Genomic DNA, 19,274 nt, shown 5'->3' on the forward strand with positions numbered 1-19,274 from the left:
GGGCCCTTGGGAGACGGCCGGCGTTTTCCTGTGACGGCCGTATCCTGATCGGCGGAGCCGGACCTGTCCATATGCAATCGCGGCGTCGCCGTTTACCCTGTTTGCGCGGGCGGCGGGCGCGCTCTATCGCCGGGCGGCGGTTTTGTTGCATTGTCTTGGCGCCTGAGTCGCATTATCTGACAGCGACAAGGATCATTACGGAGACTTTGGATGAGCGACGAGGACGAAAAGAAAACGGAACTGCCGCTGGGCAAGGAAACGGAGGCGAACCTTTTCAAGTCGCGTTCGATCTTCATCTACGGTCCGATCAACCAGGAACTGGCGCAGAAGGTGTGCTCGCAGCTCGTGGCGCTCGCCGCCGCCAGCGACGACGACATCCGCATCTACGTCAACTCGCCGGGCGGTCACGTCGAATCGGGCGATTCGATCCACGACATGATCAAGTTCATCAAGCCGAAGGTCTGGATGATCGGCACCGGCTGGGTGGCCTCCGCAGGCGCCCTCATCTACGTCGCCGCGCCGAAGGAGCGCCGCCTCTGCCTGCCGAACACCCGCTTCCTCCTGCACCAGCCGTCCGGCGGCACGCGCGGCATGGCCTCCGACATCGAGATCCAGGCGCGCGAGATCATCAAGATGAACGAGCGGCTGAACAAGATCTTCGCCGACGCCACCGGCCAGCCGATCGAGAAGATCGCCAAGGACACGGACCGCGACTACTGGCTCTCGGCCGACGAGGCGAAGGCCTACGGCCTCGTCTCGCGCATCGTCACGTCGCAGGCGGACATCTGAGGCGGTTCGCACCGCACCTGCCTGCCGGCATCCTCTCCCCGTGAAACGGGGCGAGGAACGGTGGGCGCGCCGTTTTCCTCCTTCTCCCCGCTTGCGGGGAGAGGTCCCGGCAGGGGGATGAGAGGCGGCACCTTCCGAATCCGCCGCATCGGCCTTGCGCTTTCCCGCGGCCCCCGCTATAAGCCCACCCATGTTGAAGACCGGCGCACAGATCATCGAACGGGTTTCCCGCGGCAGCACCGCTGTCCGCGAGCGTTCGCGCGGCTTCACCTCGCTTCTCCTTCTCGGCCTTACGCGCGGTTGCCGGGTCCGCTGAGGAGCGCCCGGCGGCCGAAAAGCCCGTCAGGCCATAGCTCCTCGTACACCCATCTTTCCAGCTTGTTCCGGCCCCAGCGGCCAGCATTCGCCGTCGCCAAGCGCCGTCCGTTGCGCTAAGACGCTGTCGCGAACGCCGGGAAAACGAAGAGAAGACGCGATGACTGCGAATATCCATCCCCGCAGGCAGGGCATGCCTGAAGCCGCCATCAAGTACCAGCCCTATCCGCAGGTGAACCTCCCGGATCGCACGTGGCCGGGCAAGACCATCGCCAAGGCGCCGATCTGGTGTTCGGTGGATCTGCGCGACGGCAACCAGTCGCTCGTCAACCCGATGGGCCACGACCGCAAGGCGCGCATGTTCCGCCTGCTCCTCGACATGGGCTTCAAGGAGATCGAGATCGGCTTCCCCTCGGCCTCGCAGACCGACTTCGACTTCGCCCGCTGGTGCATCGAGGAAGGCGACGTGCCGGAGGACGTGTCGCTGCAGGTCCTGGTGCAGTGCCGGCCGGAGCTGATCACCCGCACCTTCGAGGCGCTGGAGGGCGCGCACAAGCCGATCATCCACTTCTACAATTCCACCAGCGAGCTGCAGCGCCGCGTGGTCTTCGGCAAGGACGTCGCCGGCATCAAGCAGATCGCCACCGACGCCGCCCGGATGATCATGGACATGGCGGCGAAGGCCGGCGGCGACTACCGCTTCGAATATTCGCCGGAGAGCTTCACCGGCACCGAGCTGGAGGTGGCGCTGGAGATCTGCAACGCGGTCGCCGAGATCGTCAAGCCGACGGCCGAAAACAAGCTGATCCTCAACCTGCCGTCCACCGTCGAGATGGCGACGCCCAACGTCTATGCCGACCAGATCGAGTGGATGTGCCGCAACCTCGACAACCGCGAGAGCCTGATCGTCTCGCTGCACCCGCACAACGACCGCGGCACCGGCATCGCCGCGACCGAGCTCGGGCTGATGGCGGGTGCCGACCGCGTCGAGGGCACGCTGTTCGGCAACGGCGAGCGCACCGGCAACGTCGACATCGTCACGCTGGCGCTCAACATGTACACGCAGGGCGTCGACCCGATGCTGGACTGCTCCGACATCGAGCGCATCAAGGCCGTCTACGAATATTCCAACGAGATGACGATCCCCGAGCGCCACCCTTACGTCGGCGAGCTGGTCTACACCGCCTTCTCGGGCTCGCACCAGGACGCGATCAACAAGGGCATGAAGGCGATCAGGACGGCCAACAAGCCGCTGTGGGAGGTCCCCTACCTGCCGATCGACCCGCGCGACGTCGGCCGCTCCTACGAGGCGATCATCCGTATCAACTCGCAGTCCGGCAAGGGCGGCATCGCCTATATCCTGCAGCAGGACTACGGCATCAACCTGCCGCGCAACCTGCAGGTCGAATTCCGCGAGGACATCCAGCGCATCACCGACGAGGAGGGCGTGGAGCTTCCCTCGAAGCGCATCCATGCGCGCTTCATGGAGCGCTACGTGACGCAGCCCGGCACGCGGCTGCGCTTCGTCGACCACCACACCTATCCCGATCCGGAGCGCAAGGGCGTGCGCATCGTCGCCGCCGAGATCACCGACGGCGGCGAGGTCAAGCGCATCGAGGGCACGGGAACGGGGCCGATCGACGGCTTCATCAACGCGCTGTCGATCTATCTCGGCGTGCCGATGTCGGTCGTCGACTATTCGGAGCACTCGCTGCAGCAGGGCTCCAACGCGGCGGCGATCGCCTATGTCGAGGTCGAGCATCCGGGCGGAAAGCTGTTCGGCGTCGGCATCAACACCAACATCGTCACCGCGTCGCTGGAAGCGATCGTCTCGGCGGCGAACCGGGTGCTTGAGGCGCGGGGATGATTTTGGTGGGAGGGACGGCGCTGCCCCTCATCCGCCTGCCGGCACCTTCTCCCCGTAAACGGGGAGAAGGGATATGCCGCACTATTTTCCGGATTTGAGGAAGCCCTTGCCTCGGTCCCCTTCTCCCCGTTTACGGGGAGAAGGTCGCGGCAGCGGGATGAGGGGCGGCCCCCTCAGATCGTCGAGAACACCGTCTCCGCCAGCCGCTGCAGGTCGGGGTCGGCGGAGGGGCCGACGACGACGTAGGCGGCGTTGCCCTTCTGCCAGGAGACGAGGCCGAGGTCGTTGCGCATCGTCTCCGTCAGCCCCGTCTCGCCGCCGGCCATGTCGCTCTGCAGGAAACAGATGGCGAAGATCTCCCCCTCCGCGTCGCGATAGATGAGCTGGGCGGTCGGCTTGCCGCCGGCGACCAGCAGGCGCGCGCCCTCGAAGGTGAGCTTCTGGCCCGAGAGGTCGGGCAGCGTGAAGGCGACGCCGGTGCTCTGCGAGAGCCATTCGGCGATATGGGCGCCTTCGCTTGCCGGCACCTCGACGAGGTGGCGCGTCTGGCGCGAATAGATGCGGTGGTAGTCGACGATGTCGTCGAGCCAGGTGCGGGCGGCGGCGAGGTTCAGCGGCGCGCTCGCGTCGTGCCGCTCGCCGACCAGATAGCCGAGCGCGCCGCCGGCGGCAAAGAGCGCCAGCGAGGCGGCGACCGTGCGCGGCCAGTAGCCCGTAACCCGCCGGCGCGGCGCGCCCGCGGCGGCCGGGATGGCGGCGATGCCGGCCGGCGTGTCGTCGTCGTCCGCCTGGCCGGCCTGCCTGATGCCGCGCACCAACTCGAGCGGCACCGGCTCCTGCAGGAGCCTGTCGAAGGCGCGCGCGCCGAACTCGCTTCCGCGCTTCAGCTTCTCGAATACCGTGCGGGCCTCGTCGTCCTTCGCCAGGATGCCGTCGATCTCGTCCATTTCCGCTTCCGGCAGCTGTCCGTCCAGATAGGCCGACAGCCGTACTTCGAGCGGGAGACCCTGTGTGCTTTCCACGTCAGGCCCTCCTTTCCGTCTGTTCTGCGATCATGGCCGCGAGCCGGATGCGCGCCGCCGAGAGCCGGCTCATCACGGTGCCGATCGGTATCCCGAGGATATCCGCGGCCTCCCGGTAGCTGTGCCCCTCGACGTTCACCAGCAGGAAGACGCTCGAAAGCCCCTCCGGCATGGTCATGATCAGCTTGTGCAATTGCTTGGCATAGACCGCCTTGTCGGCCGACGCCTCGACATGCAGGTTGTCCTGCTCGCCGACGTCTACCGTCCCCGACCCTGTGCGGACCTTTCGCTTGCGGATCTCGTCCACCCAGAGGTTGCGCGTCATGGCATAAACCCAGCTTTCCAGCCGGCCTTCACCGTTCCACAGATGGCTTCGCGTTATGGCCCGCTCGCACGCTTCCTGCACGAGATCGTCCGCGTCGTTGCTGTTGCGCGTGAGCGTCATGGCGAAGCGGCGCAACTTCGGCAGCAGACTGACCAATTCTCGCCGGAACTCATTCGTTTCTGCCGTCGGACGCATTGCTTTCCCAGGGAGACGTTCTGGATCAAAACTCTATTCGCACCCCGGACGGGCGGCGAGCCATGATATGAAACATTCTTCCCCGGGTCCGCAAGCGCGAAGCCGCCCGGCAGCGCAGTTTCCCGTGCTGCCGGCCAGCCGGCGCGCCGCTTTGCCCGGCGGCGGGCCGGCGGATCAATAGGTCGCCCGCGTCCCGCCGAGCGATTCGAGGAGGGCGCGATAGGCCCAGGTGCCTTCGCCGCCGCGGTCGCGGATCTCGACGAGCTGGACGCGGGCGCCCTCGACGTCCCCCTGTTCGAGGAGCGCTTGGCCCATGTAGGAGCGGGCGAGGATGTAGTTCTCGTCCTTCTCCAGCGCGCGGCGGTAGTAGTCCATGCCGAGCGCCATGTCGCCGAGCTTGCGGCTGTTGTAGCCCATGTAGTTGAGGATGCGCGGGTCTTCCTGGTCGGAGGCGGCCCTGAGCGCGCGGATGGCGTTCCCGTGCTGGCCGGCATAGGCGAATTCGCGCGCGGCCTCGTAGAGGATGTCGTCGATCCGGCGGCGCGATTCCTTCTCTTCCTCCCCGGTCGCGCCCTCGGCCGGCGCCAGCGCCTCCGGCTCGACGCATTCCTTCTTCTCGTCGTTCCAGATCCTGCCGTCGGTGCATTCGGTCGTCGTCTCGGTGGCGACGGGCGGCGTGGTGGTGTCGGCGTCCGCGGCGCGGGCGGCGGCCAGCGGCATCGCCGCCAGCGCGAGCGTCGCGCAGGCCGTCAGCAGCATGGTGTGGCGAGGCATCGTCATGAATGGTCCCCCTTTGCGAAGATCGGCGGCCGAAGGCGCGCGGCTCGAGCGGCTTGACGCTCTGTGAGCCGTTACGGATCATCCGCCGGGTTTATTCGGAGAGGCTCAGAAGCGGGTCGTCTCGGCGAGCGAGAGCGCGAGGCCGTCCGGCGTCAGCGCGAAGCGCTCGCGCATGACGTTCCAGCGGCCGGGCGCGCCGGAAATGTCGAAGATGTTGTAGCCGGCGGGCGGCTTGTGGCCGCCAGGCCCCTGCGAGGCCGAGGCGATGCCGACGACCGGCACCGGCTTTTCCTGGCCGGGCAGCCAGTGGATAGTGTCGAGGTGGGTATGGCCGTGCAGCACCAGCTCGGCGCCGCCGGTGGAGATGGTGGCGGCGAAGCGGCGGATGCCGATCATGCGCTTGTGCAGCGACGTCGCGCCGTGGATCGGCGGATGATGGATCATGACGACGCGGAAGAGCCCGGCCTCGCCCGCCGCCCGCAAGAGGTTCACCGTCTCGCGCGCCTGGCGGGGACCGAAATAGCCGCTGGCGGCGAAGGGGGGCGTGGCGACCGCCGTGGAGCAGCCGATCAGCGCCACCGGGCCGCGCACGCGCAGATAGGGAAAGACGTGCATGTCCTCGCGCCACTCCGCGGGGGCCGCGTCGCCGCGCATGTAGGGGTACCAGGCGCGGGTCGACTTGTCGTAGGCGCCGCGCACATAGGCGTCGTGGTTGCCCGGCACGATCGAGACGTTCTCCGGCGTGCCCACCTCCGGCAGCCAGAGCTTGACCGCGGCGATCTCCAGCGGCGTGGCGAGGTTGACGAGATCGCCGGTGATCGCCAGATGGTCCGGGTCGCGCCGCTCCAGGTCCTCCAGCACGATGTCGAGCGTGTTGGCGAAGAGATGCCGGCGGCGGTTGCGGTGCCAGTTGACGAAGCCGGTGATGCGTTTCGAGAAGAGCTCCAGGAGCGTGACGGCGGGAAGCGGCCCGAGGTGGACGTCCGAGATATGGGCAAGTCTGAACATGCCTTTCCTTAGAGCATTAGCCGGCGGGAGGAAACGATTCCCTTGGGTTTCGCGGGGACGGCCTTGATTTGCCGCGGCACTTGCGGCCAAGTGCGGCGATGGAGCCGGACACTGCGGAAACCGCCGCCCTGAGACGATCGCTGCTCGCGCGCCTTGCGACGCGCGTGCTGCACTCCTATTTCGCCGTCGCCCGCGGCATGACCATGGGCGTGCGGGCGGCCTGTTTCGACGAGGCGGGCCGGATCTTCCTCGTCCGCCACAGCTACGTGCCCGGCTGGTACCTGCCCGGCGGCGGCATCGAGCGCTGGGAGACCGCGGGCGAGGCGCTCGCCAAGGAAATGCGCGAGGAGGGCAACCTCGCACTCGGCGCGCCGCCGCGCCTGCTGCACGTCTATTTCAACCGCAAGATCAGCAAGCGCGACCACGTGCTGCTCTACCGTTGCGACGGCGTGCGCCAGGTGGCGCCGCGCCCGCCGGACCGCGAGATCGTCGAGACCGGCTTCTTCGCGCCCGACGCCCTGCCGGCCGACGCCACGCAGGCGACGCGCCGACGCCTCGACGAGATCGCCGGGCGCGTGCCCTTCGCCGACGTCTGGTAGGCGGCCCGTCAGGCGGCCGCCAGCCGGCCGCGGCCGTGCGGCGCGTCGAGGTCGAGGATCGGGCCCAGGGGGACCACGCCGGTCGGGTTGATCATCGTGTGGCTGCGGTAATAGTGCTGCTTGATGTGATCGAAGTTCACCGTCCCGGCGACGCCCGGCACCTGGTAGAGGTCGCGCAGGTAGCCGGAGAGGTTCGGATAGTCGGCGATCCGGCGCAGGTTGCACTTGAAATGGCCGACATAGACCGGGTCGAAGCGCACGAGCGTCGTGAACAGCCGCCAGTCGGCCTCGGTGATGCGGTCGCCGGTGAGATAGCGCCGGTGGGAAAGCCGCTCCTCCAGCTCGTCCAGCATGGCGAAGAGTTTCGTGACGTTCTCCTCGTAGGCTCCCTGAGTCGTGGCGAAGCCGGCCTTGTAGACGCCGTTGTTGACCGCGTCGTAGATCCGGTCGTTCAGCGCGTCGATCTCGGCGCGGAGTGCCGCCGGATAGAAATCCTCGCGCGAGCCGGTGATGCGGTCGAAGGCGGAATTGAACATGCGGATGATCTCCGCCGATTCGTTGGAGACGATGCGGCTCTGCTTCCTGTCCCACAGCACGGGCACCGTCACGCGGCCGGTATAGTGCGGGTCGTCCTCGAGATAGACGTCGGCGAGCGTCTTGGCGCCGAAGAGGTGATCGACCGTGCCGCCATTCTCGCCCTTGAACTCCCAGCCCTTCGACAGCATCAGCGGATCGACGACGGAGACCGGGATCAGGTCCTCGAGCGCCTTCAGCTTGCGGAAGATCAGCGTGCGGTGGGCCCAGGGACAGGCGAGCGAGACGTAGAGATGGTAGCGCCCGGCCTCCGCGGCGAAGCCGCCTTCGCCGCTCGGCCCGGCCGAGCCGTCCGGCGTCACCCAGTTGCGGAACTGCGCGGCGGAGCGCTTGAAGTGGCCCTTCGTCGATGCCGTGTCGTACCAGACGTCCTGCCAGACGCCGTCAACGAGCATGCCCATGATCTTCTCCTTCCCGCCGTCCGGCGGTGTTGTCGTGCCCCGGAAGATAGCGCAGGACGGCGGCCGGGACAGGCGCATTTTCGTGAACAGTGCGTTTTGCGCTTTGACAGGGGCGGAAATTCTGCTATCGGCGCAGGACATGGACCGCGCGAAGGCGGCCGGTCCGGGGGAAGAGACGACATGTTCCACACGGGAAACCCACGACGACGCTGATGCTCCACGCCCGCGCCCCTCGCGGCGCGATCACCCGCATCCATCGTTTCGTATCCGGTTCCCCATGCTCATGAACATGCTCAAGCACGATCTCGTTTATCTGACGGAAGACGCCTCCCACGACGCGGCAATCGAAATCATCAACGAGGAAGCCTTCGGCCCCGGCCGGCATGTGCGCGCCGCCGCGCGCATCCGCGAGCAGGGACCGCACGACCGCTCGCTCTCCTTCATCTGCACCGACGACGGCGAGACGATCGCCTCCGTGCGCATGACGCCGATCCTCGCCGGCGGCGTCGCGGGGCACCTGCTCGGGCCGCTCGCGGTCCGGCCCTCGCACAAGAACCGCGGCATCGGCCGGGAGCTGGTGCGGATCGCCGCGGAGGCCGCCCGGCGCAAGGGCTCGGAAGCGGTGATCCTCGTCGGCGACCCGCCCTATTACGGGCCGCTCGGTTTCGAGACGGTGGCCTGGAAGGCGCTCCTCTTTCCCGGGCCGGTCGATCCCGCCCGGGTGCTCGTCATGCCGTTTGCCGCGGATGTCCATGCAAGGCTGAAGGGCGTCATCGGGTGGCGGGAGTGACGCAGGCGAGCCGGAGAGCGGTCCGGATGAAGCTGCCCCTCATCCCGCTGCCGCGACCTTCTCCCCGTAAACGGGGAGAAGGGATATGACGTGCCGTTTTCCAACGGGAAGCCACCGCCGCGTTTCCCTTCTCCCCGTTTACGGGGAGAAGGTGCCGGCAGGCGGATGAGGGGCATTTTCACCCCTTCAGCTCCATGAAGCGGATGCGGTTCTGGAAGGGGTCGGTCACCGTCACCTCCAGCCGCATGCCTTCGTCCTCCAGCCCCGGCTTCATGTAGCGGTAGTTCTTTTCGATCAGCTCCTTCTGGAAGGCGCGGATGCCCTTCATGTAGACGACCATGCAGCCGCCCGGCGTGGCGTCGCCCGCATGTTCCGAAAGGTGCAGCCTGAGGCCGCCGCGCGAGACCTGGGTGTAGAGCGGGAAGTTGTCGCCGTAGCGGTGCTCCCAGTCGACGGAAAAGCCGAGGAAGCCGAGGTAGAATTCGTGCGCCTTCGCCACGTCGAAGATGCGCACGATCGGCACCGCCTGCTCGAAGGCGATGCCGGCCGGTGCGGGTTTCGCCTCGATCCTCGCGGACAGGATGTTCCAGGTGTCGACGCCGAACTGGCGGGCGACGATTTCCAGGGCTTCGCTGTGGGTGATGTCGGTGTTGCGGGCGGCGAGCGTTTCCCGCAGGGTCTTCGCCATGGCCTTGGCATCGCGATGGTCGCGCATGTCCGTTCCTCTCGTTCCGGCGAAATTGTCGTCAGTGCCCGCATTGCCGACGTCTTCGCCCAACGGTGAACGGTCGAGGAAAGCGTGTGAGGAGGCGTTCGCCATGCCTTGCGGCGCGGGCTGCCGGCCGCCTCCGGCCGTGCGGGGACGATAGCGGAAGGGAAGGCAGGGCGCCAGTGGGAAATGTGGTTCGCCCCTCGCCCTAACCCTCTCCCCGCAAGCGGGGAGAGGGGACCTGCCCTGCGAGGCGGCGATGATCCGGGAAAACGATGCGACCCGTTTCCTTCTCCCCGCTTGCGGGGAGAAGGTGGCCGGCAGGCCGGATGAGGGGCTCCCCTCAGCGCCCCTCGCGATACCACGTCGCGGAGAAGGCGAGCAGCAGCAGGCCGACGCCGGCGAAGCCGGCGAAGAGGGGGAGCGAATCGATGCCCTTCAGCACCGTCTCGTCGGTCAGGCTGAGCGACAGGCGGTTCGGATCGGCGGCGCGCACCTTGCCGGAGACCGGCAGGAGCGGCGGCAGCGAGACGGCCTCGCCGTCCTCGCCCGCAAGCCGGCGCACGGTGCCCCTGGTCGCATCGGCGAGCGGCTTCAGGGATTGCGTCGTCGAGACGGTCGCCTTGAATTCCGGCGCGTCGACGGCGCCGACATGGACGAGGGCGGAAAGGTCGTCATTGGTGATCTCGTAGAGCCCGGTCTCGGCGGTACGGATCTCGGCGCGGTAGAGGCCGGGCTGGAACGGCTCCAGCGTCACCTCCTCGGTGCCGCCGGAGGGCAGCTTCAGCGTCGCCTTGCCCGGCGCGTCGCCGATCGTCTGGCGGTCGATCTGCAGCGTGCGGCCGAAGGCGCGCGCCGTCAGCGCCTCTTCCTCCAGCGCCGGCTCCTGCATCAGCCAGTGGGCGGTGCGGCGGTAGAGCGAGACGTGCGGGCCGCCGCCCTCGAAGCCGCGCGCCCACAGCCAGCCCTGGTCGGAGAGCAGCATGGCGACGCGGCCCTTGCCGGCGCGGTTGAGGACGAGCAGCGGCTTGCCGCCGTTCGCCTCCATCACGACATTGCCCTCCGGCCGCGCGACGTCGACGGTGCGGAACCAGCGGCCCCAGTGCGGCGGCTCCTCGCCGGCCCCTTCCAGCCCGCGGGTGACGGGGTGTTTTTGGCCGAGCTCGGAGAGGCGCGGATAGAAGGCGGTAACGTTCATCGCGCCGGTCGGTGTGGCCGGCAGCACGGCGGCAAGCGGCGTGCCGGCGATGGAATCGTCGCCCGCATGCTCGGGGCCGGCGGCGATCAGCAGCGCGCCGCCGTTCTCCACATATTGGGCGATGTTGTCGTAGTAGAGGATCGGCAGCACGCCGCGGTGCTGGTAGCGGTCGAAGATGATCAGGTCGAATTCGCCGATCTTGTCGACGAAGAGCTCGCGGGTCGGGAAGGCGATCAGCGACAGCTCGTGGATCGGCGTGCCGTCCTGCTTTTCCGGCGGCCGCAGGATGGTGAAGTGGACGAGGTCGATCGCCGTGTCGGACTTCAGGAGGTTGCGCCAGGCGCGCTCGCCGGCATGCGGCTCGCCGGAGACGAGCAGCACGCGCAGGTTCTCGCGGATGCCCTCGATGACGTGGACGGCGCGGTTGTTGACCGTGGTGATCTCGCCGTCCACCGCCTCCACCTCGAATTCGAGGATGTTGTTGCCGCCGCGCGGCACGGTGAAGCCGAGCGGCTGCGTGGTGCCGGGCGCGGCCGTCTCCGCGGCGATCTCGTTGCCGTTGAGGCGCACGGTGACGCGCGCCGCGCCGCCGGGCGAGGCGCCGTCGTCGACGACGCGGAAGGTCAGTTCCTGCGGCTCGCCGACGATGCCGAAGCGCGGCGCGCTGACGACCTCGATGCGGCGGTCGAACTCGTCCGGCCGCCCGGTGACGAGCGCATGCACCGGCGCGTCGAAGCCGGAGAAGGCGCTCGCGTCCGGGATATCGTGCACCTGCCCGTCGGTGATCAGGATCGCCCCGCCGATGCGCGAGCGCGGCACGTCGGCGATCGCCGCCGACAGCGCCTCGAACAGGCGCGTCGAGGGCGTGTCGGAGGTGCCGTCGTCGCCGGCCTCGACGATGCGCGGCTCGATGCGCGGATAGTGCGCGAGCCGTTCCTTCAGGCCTTCCAGCGCGGCGTCTGCCTGCGCGGTGCGCCCGTCGCTCGCCTGGCTCTGGCTGCGGTCGACGACGACGGGCACGATGGTGGTCAGCGCCTCGCGGTCCTCGCGCATCAGCACGGGATTGGCAAGCGTGGCGACGAGGAGGGCGAGCGCCAGAGCGCGCACGGCCGCTCCTCTCAGGCCCCGCCAGAGGCCGAGGGCGGCGACGACAAGGCCGAAGGCGGCGATCAGCGCGACGGCGATCCAAGGCAGGAGGGGGGCGAAGGTGACGGTCATGCTACTGCCCCAGCCGTTCGAGGAGGGCGGGCACATGCACCTGGTCGGCCTTGTAGTTGCCGGTGAGCATGTACATCATGATGTTGACGCCGGCGCGGAAGGCGTGGTTGCGCTGCCGCTCGTCCGGGGGGACGGTCGGCAGGAGTGCGGCGCCGTTGGCGTCGATCGCCCAGGCGCCGGCGAAGTCGTTGCCGGTGATCATGATCGGCGAGACGCCGTCGCCGGCCCGCGCCGGGCGGGAGGGGTCCTCGGCCCGGTCGAGCTGGGCTTCGATCCAAAGCGGGCCGCCGGCATAGCGGCCGGGGAAATCGTTGAGCAGATAGAAGGCCTTGGTCAGCACGTGGTCGGCCGGAACCGGCTCCAGCGGCGGGATGTCGAGCGTGGCGAGGATCGCCTGCAGGCGCTCGGTGTTGGCGCTCGCCGCACTGCCGTCGAGCGCGACGAACTGGTCGCGCGTGTCGAAGAGCACGGTGCCGCCGCCCCGCATATAGGCGTCGATCCGGCTGATCGCCGCGCTCGACGGCATGGCGGCGGTGGCGCTCACCGGCCAGTAGATGATCGGGTAGAGCGAGAGCTCGTCGGCGGAAATGTCGATGCCGACCGGCTCGCCGGGCTCCAGCGTCGTGCGGTAGGTGAGGAATTCGGTGAGGCCGGCCAGCCCGCGCTCGGAGATGCGGTCGACCTCCGTCTCGCCGGTGACGACATAGGCGAGATGCGTCGTGTCGAGCCGCGACAGGATCGCCTCGTCGCCGGGCTTGGCGTCGTCGGCGAGCGCCGGGGCGGCGGCGAGCGAGAGCACCATGACGGCGAGAAGCACGGCGGCGGCGCTGCCGCGCAGCGGCCGGCGGCGGGCGGCGACGAAGGCCCCGCCCATGAAGAGCACGACGAGGCAATCGGCGAGCAGCAGCAGGGCGGCGAGCGTGAAGAGCTCCGGCTTCAGCGACCAGGCGGCCTTGCCGGCGAGCGCCTCGCGCAGGACCGTCACTCCCTCCGGCACGGCGAGCGGGCGGATGGCGCTTCCCGGCGGCAGGAGATTGTGGGCGACGTAGCCGTCCTCGGTGCCGTAAAGGCCGGGCGGGTTGTCGAAGGTGGCGATGGTGCCGGCGGCGTCCGCGGCAAGGGGTTTCGCCTCGCCCGTCGCGGCGGCGAGCGTGCCGTTCACCGTCAGCAGCCGGTAGGGGGGCAGCGCCTGCTGCTCCGCGCCGCCGGCCTGCGAGGCGACGCCGCCGCCGCGCGAGAGCTGGACGGTGCGCCGCAGCATCTCGACGAAATCGCCGGAGAGCGGCAGGTTCGACCAGGCGGTCTCGGCGCTGACGTGGAAGAGCACGAGGCGGCCGTTGCCGAGCGGGCCGGTCGTCACCAGCGGCGTGCCGTCGGCGAGGTTCGCCCAGGTGCGCTCGGCAAGGTCCGGCGTCGGCTCGGCGAGCACCTGCCGCTTGATCAGGATGCCGTCGGGCGCGCGCATGCCGGCGAAGGGGCTCGACGCGGGATAGGCCGAAAGCGGCTGCGGCTCCGACCAGGAGAGCGCGCCGCCGAGCGCGCGTTCGCCTTTCCTGAGCTGCACCGGCACCAGCGGATCGTCGGCGGGGGCGGCGGCAAGGCGCGGGCCGGCGAAGCGGATCAGCATGCCGCCCGCCTCGATGAAGCGGCGCACGCGGTCCTGCGCCTCCTCCGGCAGGCGGCCGATGTCGGCCATGATCAGCACGGAGGGGTTCTGGTCGAGAAGCTCCGGCACGGCCACCGAGAGGTCGGCGACGCTCGGCTCGATCAGGTCGGCGTAGGGGGCAAGCGCGCGGGTGATGTAGTGCAGCGGCGACAAGAGCGGCTGGCTCGGGTCGACCACCTCGCCGGAAAGGAAGGCGACGCGGCGGCGGCGGAAGCCGTCGTCGAGCAGGTAGGTGCCGCCGGCGTTGGCGACACCGTCGAGGCTCACGCGGGCGAAATCGTTGCGCAGCTCGAAGGGGGCGGCGATGGTGCCGGTCGCCACCGTCTCGCCGGCGGCGAAATCCGCCGTGCCGGCGGCGACCGGGCGGCCGCGCGCGTCATGCGCGGTGAGCGGCAGGCTGCGCGCCGCGCCGGCTTCGAGGCGGGTGACGGTGACGGAGAGCGCATCCGCGCCGTTGACGGCCGCGGTGGCCGCGACGGTGGCGAGCCCGTCGCCGGTGACGAGGCGGAAGTCGGCGGGATTCAGCGCCTGCAGGGCGGAAAGCGTGTCGTCGTCTTCGCCGGCCGCCATGCCGTCGCTGAGGAAGGCGAGCGTGCCGGGGGGCGTGCCGTCGAGCGCGGTGCGGAGTGCGGCGAGCGCCTGGGTGCGGTCGGCGGGCAGCGGGCGCGGCTCGGCGGCGGCGAGGCGGTTGCGGGCGCTTGCCGCATCGACCGGGCCGGCGTCGTGCTGGCGCTCGGCGGTGAAGACGAGGGAGATCGGCAGGTCGCGGCCCTCGGCATCGTCGATCAGCGCGGCGGCGGTGTCGACACGGCGCTGCCAGTCGGTAGCCGACGCCCATGTGTTGTCGATCACCAGCACCAGCGGGCCGCCGGAGGCGAGCGTGTTGGCGCGCGGGTTGAAGACCGGGTCGGCGATGGCGAAGATGACGGCGGCGGCCATCAGCATGCGGACGAGCGTCAGCCACCAGGGGCTCCTCGCCGGCGTCTCTTCGCGCTTGAGGATCGCGGCGAGGATGGCGAAGGGCGGAAAGACCTCCGTCAGCGGCTTCGGCGGCGTGAGGCGGAGCAGCCACCAGATCGCCGGCAGCAGCACGAGGGCGGCGAGCACTGCGGGGGCGGCGAAGGCGAAGGCGCTCATCGTCCCGGCTCCCGTGCAAGCGTTGCCGGCATGCCGGAGAGATACATGTGGACGGCAACCAGCGCCTCCGAGGCGAGCCGGTCGGTGCGGTGGGGAACGAAGCTCCAGCCGAGATGGCGGAGATTGTCGGCGAGCGCCGTGCGGTTGGCGGCCCAGGCGCGGGCGTAGTCGTCCTTCAGCGTCTCGGCGCGGCCGGCGGTGATCCGCTCGCCGGTCTCCGGATCGGTGAACTCGGTGCGGCCGGCATAGGGGAAGACCTCTTCCGCCGGGTCGGTGACGGCGACGACATGGCCGCCGAGCCCGCGGCGGGCGAGCGGGCCGAGCCGCGCCATCACGTCGTCCACCGGATCGAGGAAATCGCCGAAGAGGACGATGTCGCTGTTGCCGCGGATCATGCGCGTGTCGGGCAGGCCGCCGGTTGCGGCGTGGTGCATGAGCGCGGTGGCGAGCCGTTCGGCGGCGTTGCGCGCGGCGATCGGTTCCATGATGCCGGGGCAGCCGATGCGCTCGCCGGAGCGGGCGAGGATTTCCGCGAGCGCCAGCATCAGCACCAGCGCCCGGCTCTCCTTCGAGACGAGCGCGAGCGTCGACTTGTACATCATCGAGGGGGAGAGGTCGGCCCAGATCCAGACGGTGTGGGCCGCCTCCCATTCGCGGTCGCGCACATAGGTGTGGTCGTCGCGGGCCGAGCGGCGCCAGTCGACATTGGTCAGGCTCTCGCCGTCGACATAGGGGCGGAACTGCCAGAAGTTCTCGCCGATGCCGCGCTTGCGGCGGCCGTGCCAGCCGGCGATGACGGTGTTGGCGAGGCGGCGGGCCTCGACCATGCAGTCGGGAATGAGGGCGGCGCGGGCCTGGGCGCGCGAAAGCACTTCGCGCGTCGGTGTCGGCTTTACGGTCTCTCCGACGGGCGCCATGGGACCTCCGTCAGCCGCCGGCCTGGCGGACGAGATCGGCGATGACGTCGCGCACCGACATGCCTTCCGCGCGCGCGCCGAAGGTGAGCGCCATGCGATGCTGCAGCACCGGCTCGGCGAGCGCCATGACGTCGTCGACCGAGGGCGCGAGGCGGCCGTCGTAGAGCGCGCGGGCGCGCGCGCACAGCATCATCGCCTGGCCGGCGCGCGGGCCGGGGCCCCAGGCGACGTGCCTGTCGGTGGAGGCGACGCCGTTGCCGGGGCGGGCGGAGCGCACCAGCGCCAGGATCGCGTCGAGAACCGTCTCGCTCACCGGCATGCGGCGGATCAGGGTCTGGATCTCGATGAGGCGCGCGGCGTCGATGGCCGGGCTCGCCTCGGCCTCGCGCACACCGGTGGTCTCGAGCAGGATCTGCCGTTCGGCGGCGAGCTCGGGATAGTTGACGTCGACCTGCAGCAGGAAGCGGTCGAGCTGGGCCTCGGGCAGCGGATAGGTGCCCTCCTGCTCCAGCGGGTTCTGGGTGGCGAGCACGTGGAAGGGTTTCGGCAGGTCGTTGCGGGCGCCCGCGACCGTCACGTGGTATTCCTGCATCGCCTGCAGCAGCGCCGATTGCGTGCGCGGCGAGGCGCGGTTGATCTCGTCGGCCATCAGCAGCTGGGTGAAGATCGGCCCGGGCACGAAGCGGAAGGAGCGCCGGCCGTTCTCGTCCTGATCCATCACCTCCGAGCCGAGGATGTCGGAGGGCATCAGGTCGGGCGTGAACTGGATGCGGTTCGCCGAAAGGCCGAGCACGGTGCCGAGCGTGACGACGAGCTTGGTCTTGGCGAGCCCCGGCACGCCGACGAGCAGCGCATGTCCCCCGGAGAGGACGGCGAGCAGCGTCTGCTCCACCACGCTTTCCTGACCGAAGATGACGCGGGCGACCTCGCGGCGGATCGCGGCGATGTCGGCGAGCGCGCTCTCGGCGGCGGCGATGACCGCCTTCTCGTCCACGCCCGTGTCGGGGGAATTGGCAACGCCCATGGCTGTCTCCAGTGCCGGTTCGGGGGCGAATCGCGGTCTTGCCGTGTCCGTCCGTCTCTCTTGCAACCTTATTAGCCCGCTCGTGGCTGACAAGCGACCGCGAAATGACTATCTCGTGAGGGCAGGAACGATCATGCCCCATTCCCCGAGGGAGATAGGGGCCAACCGGGACGGAACAATGGCAACGAGCGAATTTCGCGACAGCGGCGACGCGGCCGGCCTTGCCGCGCTGATCTCGCGGGCCGCCGCCGAGACGGGCGGGCGCGGCCTGCCGCCGGTCGAGCGCTGGAACCCGCCGTTCTGCGGCGACATCGACATGGAGATCCGCGCCGACGGCACCTGGTTCTACCTCGGCACGCCGATCGGCCGGGCGCCGCTGGTGAGGCTCTTCTCCACCGTGCTGCGCAAGGACGAGGACGGGCGCACCTATCTGGTGACGCCGGTCGAGAAGGTCGGCATCCGCGTCGTCGACGCGCCCTTCCTTGCCGTCGAGATGGACGCGGGCGGGGCGGGGGAGGAGAGGGTGCTCACCTTCCGCACCAATGTCGGCGACGTGGTGGCGGCCGGGCCGGAGCACCCGCTGCGCTTCGTCATCGAGGGCGGGAACGCCGAGCTGAAGCCTTATCTCCTCGTGCGCGGCCGGCTGGAAGCGCTGGTCTCGCGCGCGGTGATGTACGAGCTGGTGGCGCTCGGCGAGACGGTCGAGATCGACGGCGTCGAGATGTTTGCCGTGCGCTCGGGCGGGATGGTCTTCCCGATCATGCCGGCGGCCGAGCTGGACGCGCTGTCGCGATGAGTGCATCGCCCTACAGCGCCGAGGAGTTCCGTCGCCGGGCGCAGGCGCAGACGCGCACGCTCGCCGACGTTGCCTGGCACGATCACGGCGACGGCCTGCTCAACCCCGCGACCATCCCGCATCTCGAAGGCATGCACCTGAAGGACGCCGCCGTGCTCGTGCCGGTCGTCGACGCCGGCGAGGAGGCGCGGGTGATCTTCACCCAGCGCACGGCGAGCCTGCGCAAGCATTCCGGCCAGATCGCCTTTCCGGGCGGCGCGGTCGACGAAGAGGACGGCGACGCGGAGACGGCGGCACTGCGCGAGGCGGAGGAGGAGATCAGCCTCGACCGCGCCTTCGTCGAGCCGGTCGGCCGGCTGCCGCAGTACAAGGCGCTCTCCGGCTTCTCGATCACGCCGGTGCTCGCCGTCGTGCGGCCGGGCTTCACGCTTCAACCCAACCCGGCGGAGGTGGCCTCGGTCTTCGAGGTGCCGCTCTCCTTTCTCATGGATCCGAGGAACCACGAGACCGGCAGCGGCATCTGGCTCGGCGGCGAGCGGCACTATTATCGCATGCCCTACGAGGGGCGGAACATCTGGGGCATCACCGCCGGCATCGTGCGGGTGATCTACGAAAGGCTCTATGCATGACATCGGTCGCTGACGAGGCCTGGTTCACCGATCCGGCGCTCCGGCGCGTGCTCGCGCTGCTCAACGCCGAGGGCGGGGAGGGACGGGTGGCGGGCGGCGCGGTGCGCAACAGCCTGATGGGGCTTCCCGTCGCCGACGTGGACATCGCCACGACGCTGACGCCCGACGTCGTTGTCGCGCGGGCGACCGCCGCCGGCGTCCGGGCGGTGCCGACCGGCATCGAGCACGGCACCGTCACGCTGGTCGCCGACCACAAGCCCTTCGAGGTGACGACGCTGCGCCGCGACGTCGCGACCGACGGGCGCCGCGCCGAGGTCGCCTTCGGCACCGACTGGCAGGAGGACGCCGAGCGGCGCGACCTCACCATCAACGCGCTCTACGCCGCGGCCGACGGCACGGTGATCGACCTCGTCGGCGGCCTCCGGGACATCGAGACGCGCACCGTGCGCTTCATCGGCGACGCGGACAGGCGGATCGCCGAGGACCACCTGCGCATCCTGCGCTTCTTCCGCTTCTTCGCGCTCTATGGCGGCGGGCGGCCGGACGCGGAGGGGCTGCGGGCCTGTGCCCGGGCGAAGGGCAGTCTTGCGAAGCTCTCGGCGGAGCGCGTCTGGTCGGAGACGAAGAAGCTGCTTTCCGCCCCCGATCCCGGCCGGGCGCTGCTCTGGATGCGGCAGACGGGCGTGCTGACGGAGATCCTGCCGGAGACGGAGAAATGGGGGATCGACGCGATCCCCGGCCTCGTCTCCGCCGAGCAGGCCTTCGGCTGGAAGCCGGACCCGCTGCTGAGGCTCGCCGCCATCGTGCCGCGCGACGAGGAGCGGCTGAAGGCGCTCGCCCGGCGTCTCAGGCTGTCGCGGGCGGAGGCGCATTTCCTCGATGCCTGGGCGGGCGCGCCGGAGATCGGCGGCAGGCTCACCGACGCGGTCTTCGAGCAGCTTCTCTACCGGCACGGGCCGCAGGGCCTTTCGGCGCGGCTCAGGCTGATGCTCGCCCGGGCGCGCGAGCGGGCGGAGGCCGAGCCGGAGGCGCTGGCGCTGGTGGGACTGTGCGGGCGGCTGCTGGAAAAGGCGGGAGGGTGGCAGCGGCCGGCCTTTCCGCTTTCGGGCGCGGACGTGATCGCCGCCGGCGTGCCGGCCGGCCCCGCGGTGGGGCGGCTACTGGCCGAGGTCGAGGATGCGTGGCTTGCGGGGAACTTCCGTGAGGACCGGGCAAGTCTCCTTGCCCGGCTGAAGGCGCTGGCGGATAAATCTTAGCAATTCCTGCAAAACCGCGTTCCGCGCTGTCGCCGGAAT

General features: G+C 69.6%; 17 protein-coding genes. 7 read left to right on the forward strand and 10 right to left on the reverse strand.

What is annotated here, in order from left to right:
• The first annotated feature begins 210 nt into the window (after positions 1-210).
• Positions 211-789 (forward strand): ATP-dependent Clp protease proteolytic subunit, encoded by a 579-nt coding sequence (locus tag NNZ72_RS17760; RefSeq protein WP_257316769.1) that lies wholly within the window; start codon positions 211-213, stop codon positions 787-789.
• Positions 790-1,264: 475 nt separating this feature from the next.
• Positions 1,265-2,971 (forward strand): 2-isopropylmalate synthase, encoded by a 1,707-nt coding sequence (gene leuA, locus NNZ72_RS17765; protein WP_257316770.1) that lies wholly within the window; start codon positions 1,265-1,267, stop codon positions 2,969-2,971.
• A 173-nt stretch (positions 2,972-3,144) separates the two neighbouring features.
• Here the strand turns inward: leuA and NNZ72_RS17770 are convergent, their stop codons facing one another.
• The 4 genes from NNZ72_RS17770 to NNZ72_RS17785 form a co-directional block, all read right to left on the reverse strand.
• Positions 3,145-3,993, reverse strand: coding sequence for an anti-sigma factor family protein (locus NNZ72_RS17770; RefSeq protein WP_257316771.1), 849 nt, complete (start codon positions 3,991-3,993; stop codon positions 3,145-3,147).
• 1 nt (position 3,994) lies between these two features.
• Complete coding sequence (locus NNZ72_RS17775; protein WP_257316772.1) at positions 3,995-4,513, reverse strand: RNA polymerase sigma factor; 519 nt, start codon at positions 4,511-4,513, stop codon at positions 3,995-3,997.
• Positions 4,514-4,687: 174 nt separating this feature from the next.
• Complete coding sequence (locus NNZ72_RS17780) at positions 4,688-5,293, reverse strand: hypothetical protein (RefSeq protein WP_371747780.1); 606 nt, start codon at positions 5,291-5,293, stop codon at positions 4,688-4,690.
• Positions 5,294-5,398: 105 nt separating this feature from the next.
• Positions 5,399-6,301, reverse strand: a complete 903-nt coding sequence (locus NNZ72_RS17785) for a metallophosphoesterase family protein (RefSeq protein ID WP_257316773.1) — start codon at positions 6,299-6,301, stop codon at positions 5,399-5,401.
• A gap of 98 nt (positions 6,302-6,399) precedes the next feature.
• Here NNZ72_RS17785 and NNZ72_RS17790 point away from each other — a divergent pair, with 98 nt between their 5' ends.
• Entirely contained in the window at positions 6,400-6,900 is a 501-nt protein-coding gene (locus tag NNZ72_RS17790) for an NUDIX domain-containing protein (protein ID WP_257316774.1), read from the forward strand.
• A gap of 8 nt (positions 6,901-6,908) precedes the next feature.
• On the opposite strand, the gene NNZ72_RS17795 is transcribed toward NNZ72_RS17790, so the two are convergent.
• On the reverse strand, positions 6,909-7,895 hold the full coding sequence (locus tag NNZ72_RS17795) for a glutathione S-transferase family protein (protein ID WP_257316776.1): 987 nt from the start codon (positions 7,893-7,895) through the stop codon (positions 6,909-6,911).
• A 289-nt stretch (positions 7,896-8,184) separates the two neighbouring features.
• Between NNZ72_RS17795 and NNZ72_RS17800 the strand changes: the two genes are divergently transcribed.
• A complete protein-coding gene (locus NNZ72_RS17800) occupies positions 8,185-8,685 on the forward strand; it encodes a GNAT family N-acetyltransferase (RefSeq protein WP_257316808.1) in 501 nt (166 codons plus the stop codon).
• Positions 8,686-8,863: 178 nt separating this feature from the next.
• Here NNZ72_RS17800 and NNZ72_RS17805 read toward each other — a convergent pair whose 3' ends face one another.
• The 5 genes from NNZ72_RS17805 to NNZ72_RS17825 form a co-directional block, all read right to left on the reverse strand.
• Positions 8,864-9,400, reverse strand: a complete 537-nt coding sequence (locus NNZ72_RS17805) for a glyoxalase superfamily protein (RefSeq protein ID WP_257316777.1) — start codon at positions 9,398-9,400, stop codon at positions 8,864-8,866.
• Between the two features lie 337 nt (positions 9,401-9,737).
• Entirely contained in the window at positions 9,738-11,810 is a 2,073-nt protein-coding gene (locus tag NNZ72_RS17810) for a hypothetical protein (RefSeq protein WP_257316778.1), read from the reverse strand.
• A 1-nt stretch (position 11,811) separates the two neighbouring features.
• On the reverse strand, positions 11,812-14,613 hold the full coding sequence (locus tag NNZ72_RS17815; protein WP_257316780.1) for a DUF4159 domain-containing protein: 2,802 nt from the start codon (positions 14,611-14,613) through the stop codon (positions 11,812-11,814).
• Complete coding sequence (locus tag NNZ72_RS17820; RefSeq protein WP_257316781.1) at positions 14,610-15,530, reverse strand: DUF58 domain-containing protein; 921 nt, start codon at positions 15,528-15,530, stop codon at positions 14,610-14,612. The genes NNZ72_RS17815 and NNZ72_RS17820 overlap by 4 nt, the downstream gene beginning before the upstream one ends.
• Positions 15,531-15,540: 10 nt before the next feature.
• Positions 15,541-16,554, reverse strand: coding sequence for an AAA family ATPase (locus tag NNZ72_RS17825; protein WP_257316782.1), 1,014 nt, complete (start codon positions 16,552-16,554; stop codon positions 15,541-15,543).
• A gap of 178 nt (positions 16,555-16,732) precedes the next feature.
• Here NNZ72_RS17825 and NNZ72_RS17830 point away from each other — a divergent pair, with 178 nt between their 5' ends.
• Genes NNZ72_RS17830 through NNZ72_RS17840 form a run of 3 tightly spaced genes read left to right on the forward strand, consistent with a single transcriptional unit; the run spans position 16,733 to position 19,235 of the window.
• Complete coding sequence (locus NNZ72_RS17830; RefSeq protein WP_257316783.1) at positions 16,733-17,350, forward strand: DUF1285 domain-containing protein; 618 nt, start codon at positions 16,733-16,735, stop codon at positions 17,348-17,350.
• Positions 17,347-17,979 carry a CoA pyrophosphatase gene (locus NNZ72_RS17835; RefSeq protein ID WP_257316784.1) on the forward strand — a complete coding sequence of 211 codons (633 nt, stop codon included), beginning with the start codon at positions 17,347-17,349 and terminating at the stop codon, positions 17,977-17,979. The genes NNZ72_RS17830 and NNZ72_RS17835 overlap by 4 nt, the downstream gene beginning before the upstream one ends.
• Positions 17,976-19,235: a CCA tRNA nucleotidyltransferase gene (locus NNZ72_RS17840; RefSeq protein ID WP_257316785.1), complete on the forward strand. Its 1,260-nt coding sequence runs from the start codon at positions 17,976-17,978 to the stop codon at positions 19,233-19,235. Before NNZ72_RS17835 ends, NNZ72_RS17840 begins: the two co-directional genes overlap by 4 nt.
• Positions 19,236-19,274 lie beyond the last annotated feature (39 nt).

It is taken from the genome of Shinella pollutisoli, from assembly GCF_024609765.1.
GTDB lineage: Bacteria > Pseudomonadota > Alphaproteobacteria > Rhizobiales > Rhizobiaceae > Shinella > Shinella pollutisoli.

Coding starts and splice junctions, on each gene's coding strand:
- NNZ72_RS17785 (WP_257316773.1), bottom strand. CDS start 6,301: ATGTTCAGACTTGCCCATATCTCGGACGTCCACCTCGGGCCGCTTCCC.
- NNZ72_RS17825 (WP_257316782.1), bottom strand. CDS start 16,554: ATGGGCGTTGCCAATTCCCCCGACACGGGCGTGGACGAGAAGGCGGTC.
- NNZ72_RS17795 (WP_257316776.1), bottom strand. CDS start 7,895: ATGGGCATGCTCGTTGACGGCGTCTGGCAGGACGTCTGGTACGACACG.
- NNZ72_RS17830 (WP_257316783.1), top strand. CDS start 16,733: ATGGCAACGAGCGAATTTCGCGACAGCGGCGACGCGGCCGGCCTTGCC.
- NNZ72_RS17775 (WP_257316772.1), bottom strand. CDS start 4,513: ATGCGTCCGACGGCAGAAACGAATGAGTTCCGGCGAGAATTGGTCAGT.
- NNZ72_RS17815 (WP_257316780.1), bottom strand. CDS start 14,613: ATGAGCGCCTTCGCCTTCGCCGCCCCCGCAGTGCTCGCCGCCCTCGTG.
- NNZ72_RS17835 (WP_257316784.1), top strand. CDS start 17,347: ATGAGTGCATCGCCCTACAGCGCCGAGGAGTTCCGTCGCCGGGCGCAG.
- NNZ72_RS17780 (WP_371747780.1), bottom strand. CDS start 5,293: ATGACGATGCCTCGCCACACCATGCTGCTGACGGCCTGCGCGACGCTC.
- NNZ72_RS17820 (WP_257316781.1), bottom strand. CDS start 15,530: ATGGCGCCCGTCGGAGAGACCGTAAAGCCGACACCGACGCGCGAAGTG.
- NNZ72_RS17805 (WP_257316777.1), bottom strand. CDS start 9,400: ATGCGCGACCATCGCGATGCCAAGGCCATGGCGAAGACCCTGCGGGAA.
- leuA (WP_257316770.1), top strand. CDS start 1,265: ATGACTGCGAATATCCATCCCCGCAGGCAGGGCATGCCTGAAGCCGCC.
- NNZ72_RS17760 (WP_257316769.1), top strand. CDS start 211: ATGAGCGACGAGGACGAAAAGAAAACGGAACTGCCGCTGGGCAAGGAA.
- NNZ72_RS17840 (WP_257316785.1), top strand. CDS start 17,976: ATGACATCGGTCGCTGACGAGGCCTGGTTCACCGATCCGGCGCTCCGG.
- NNZ72_RS17790 (WP_257316774.1), top strand. CDS start 6,400: ATGGAGCCGGACACTGCGGAAACCGCCGCCCTGAGACGATCGCTGCTC.
- NNZ72_RS17810 (WP_257316778.1), bottom strand. CDS start 11,810: ATGACCGTCACCTTCGCCCCCCTCCTGCCTTGGATCGCCGTCGCGCTG.
- NNZ72_RS17800 (WP_257316808.1), top strand. CDS start 8,185: ATGCTCAAGCACGATCTCGTTTATCTGACGGAAGACGCCTCCCACGAC.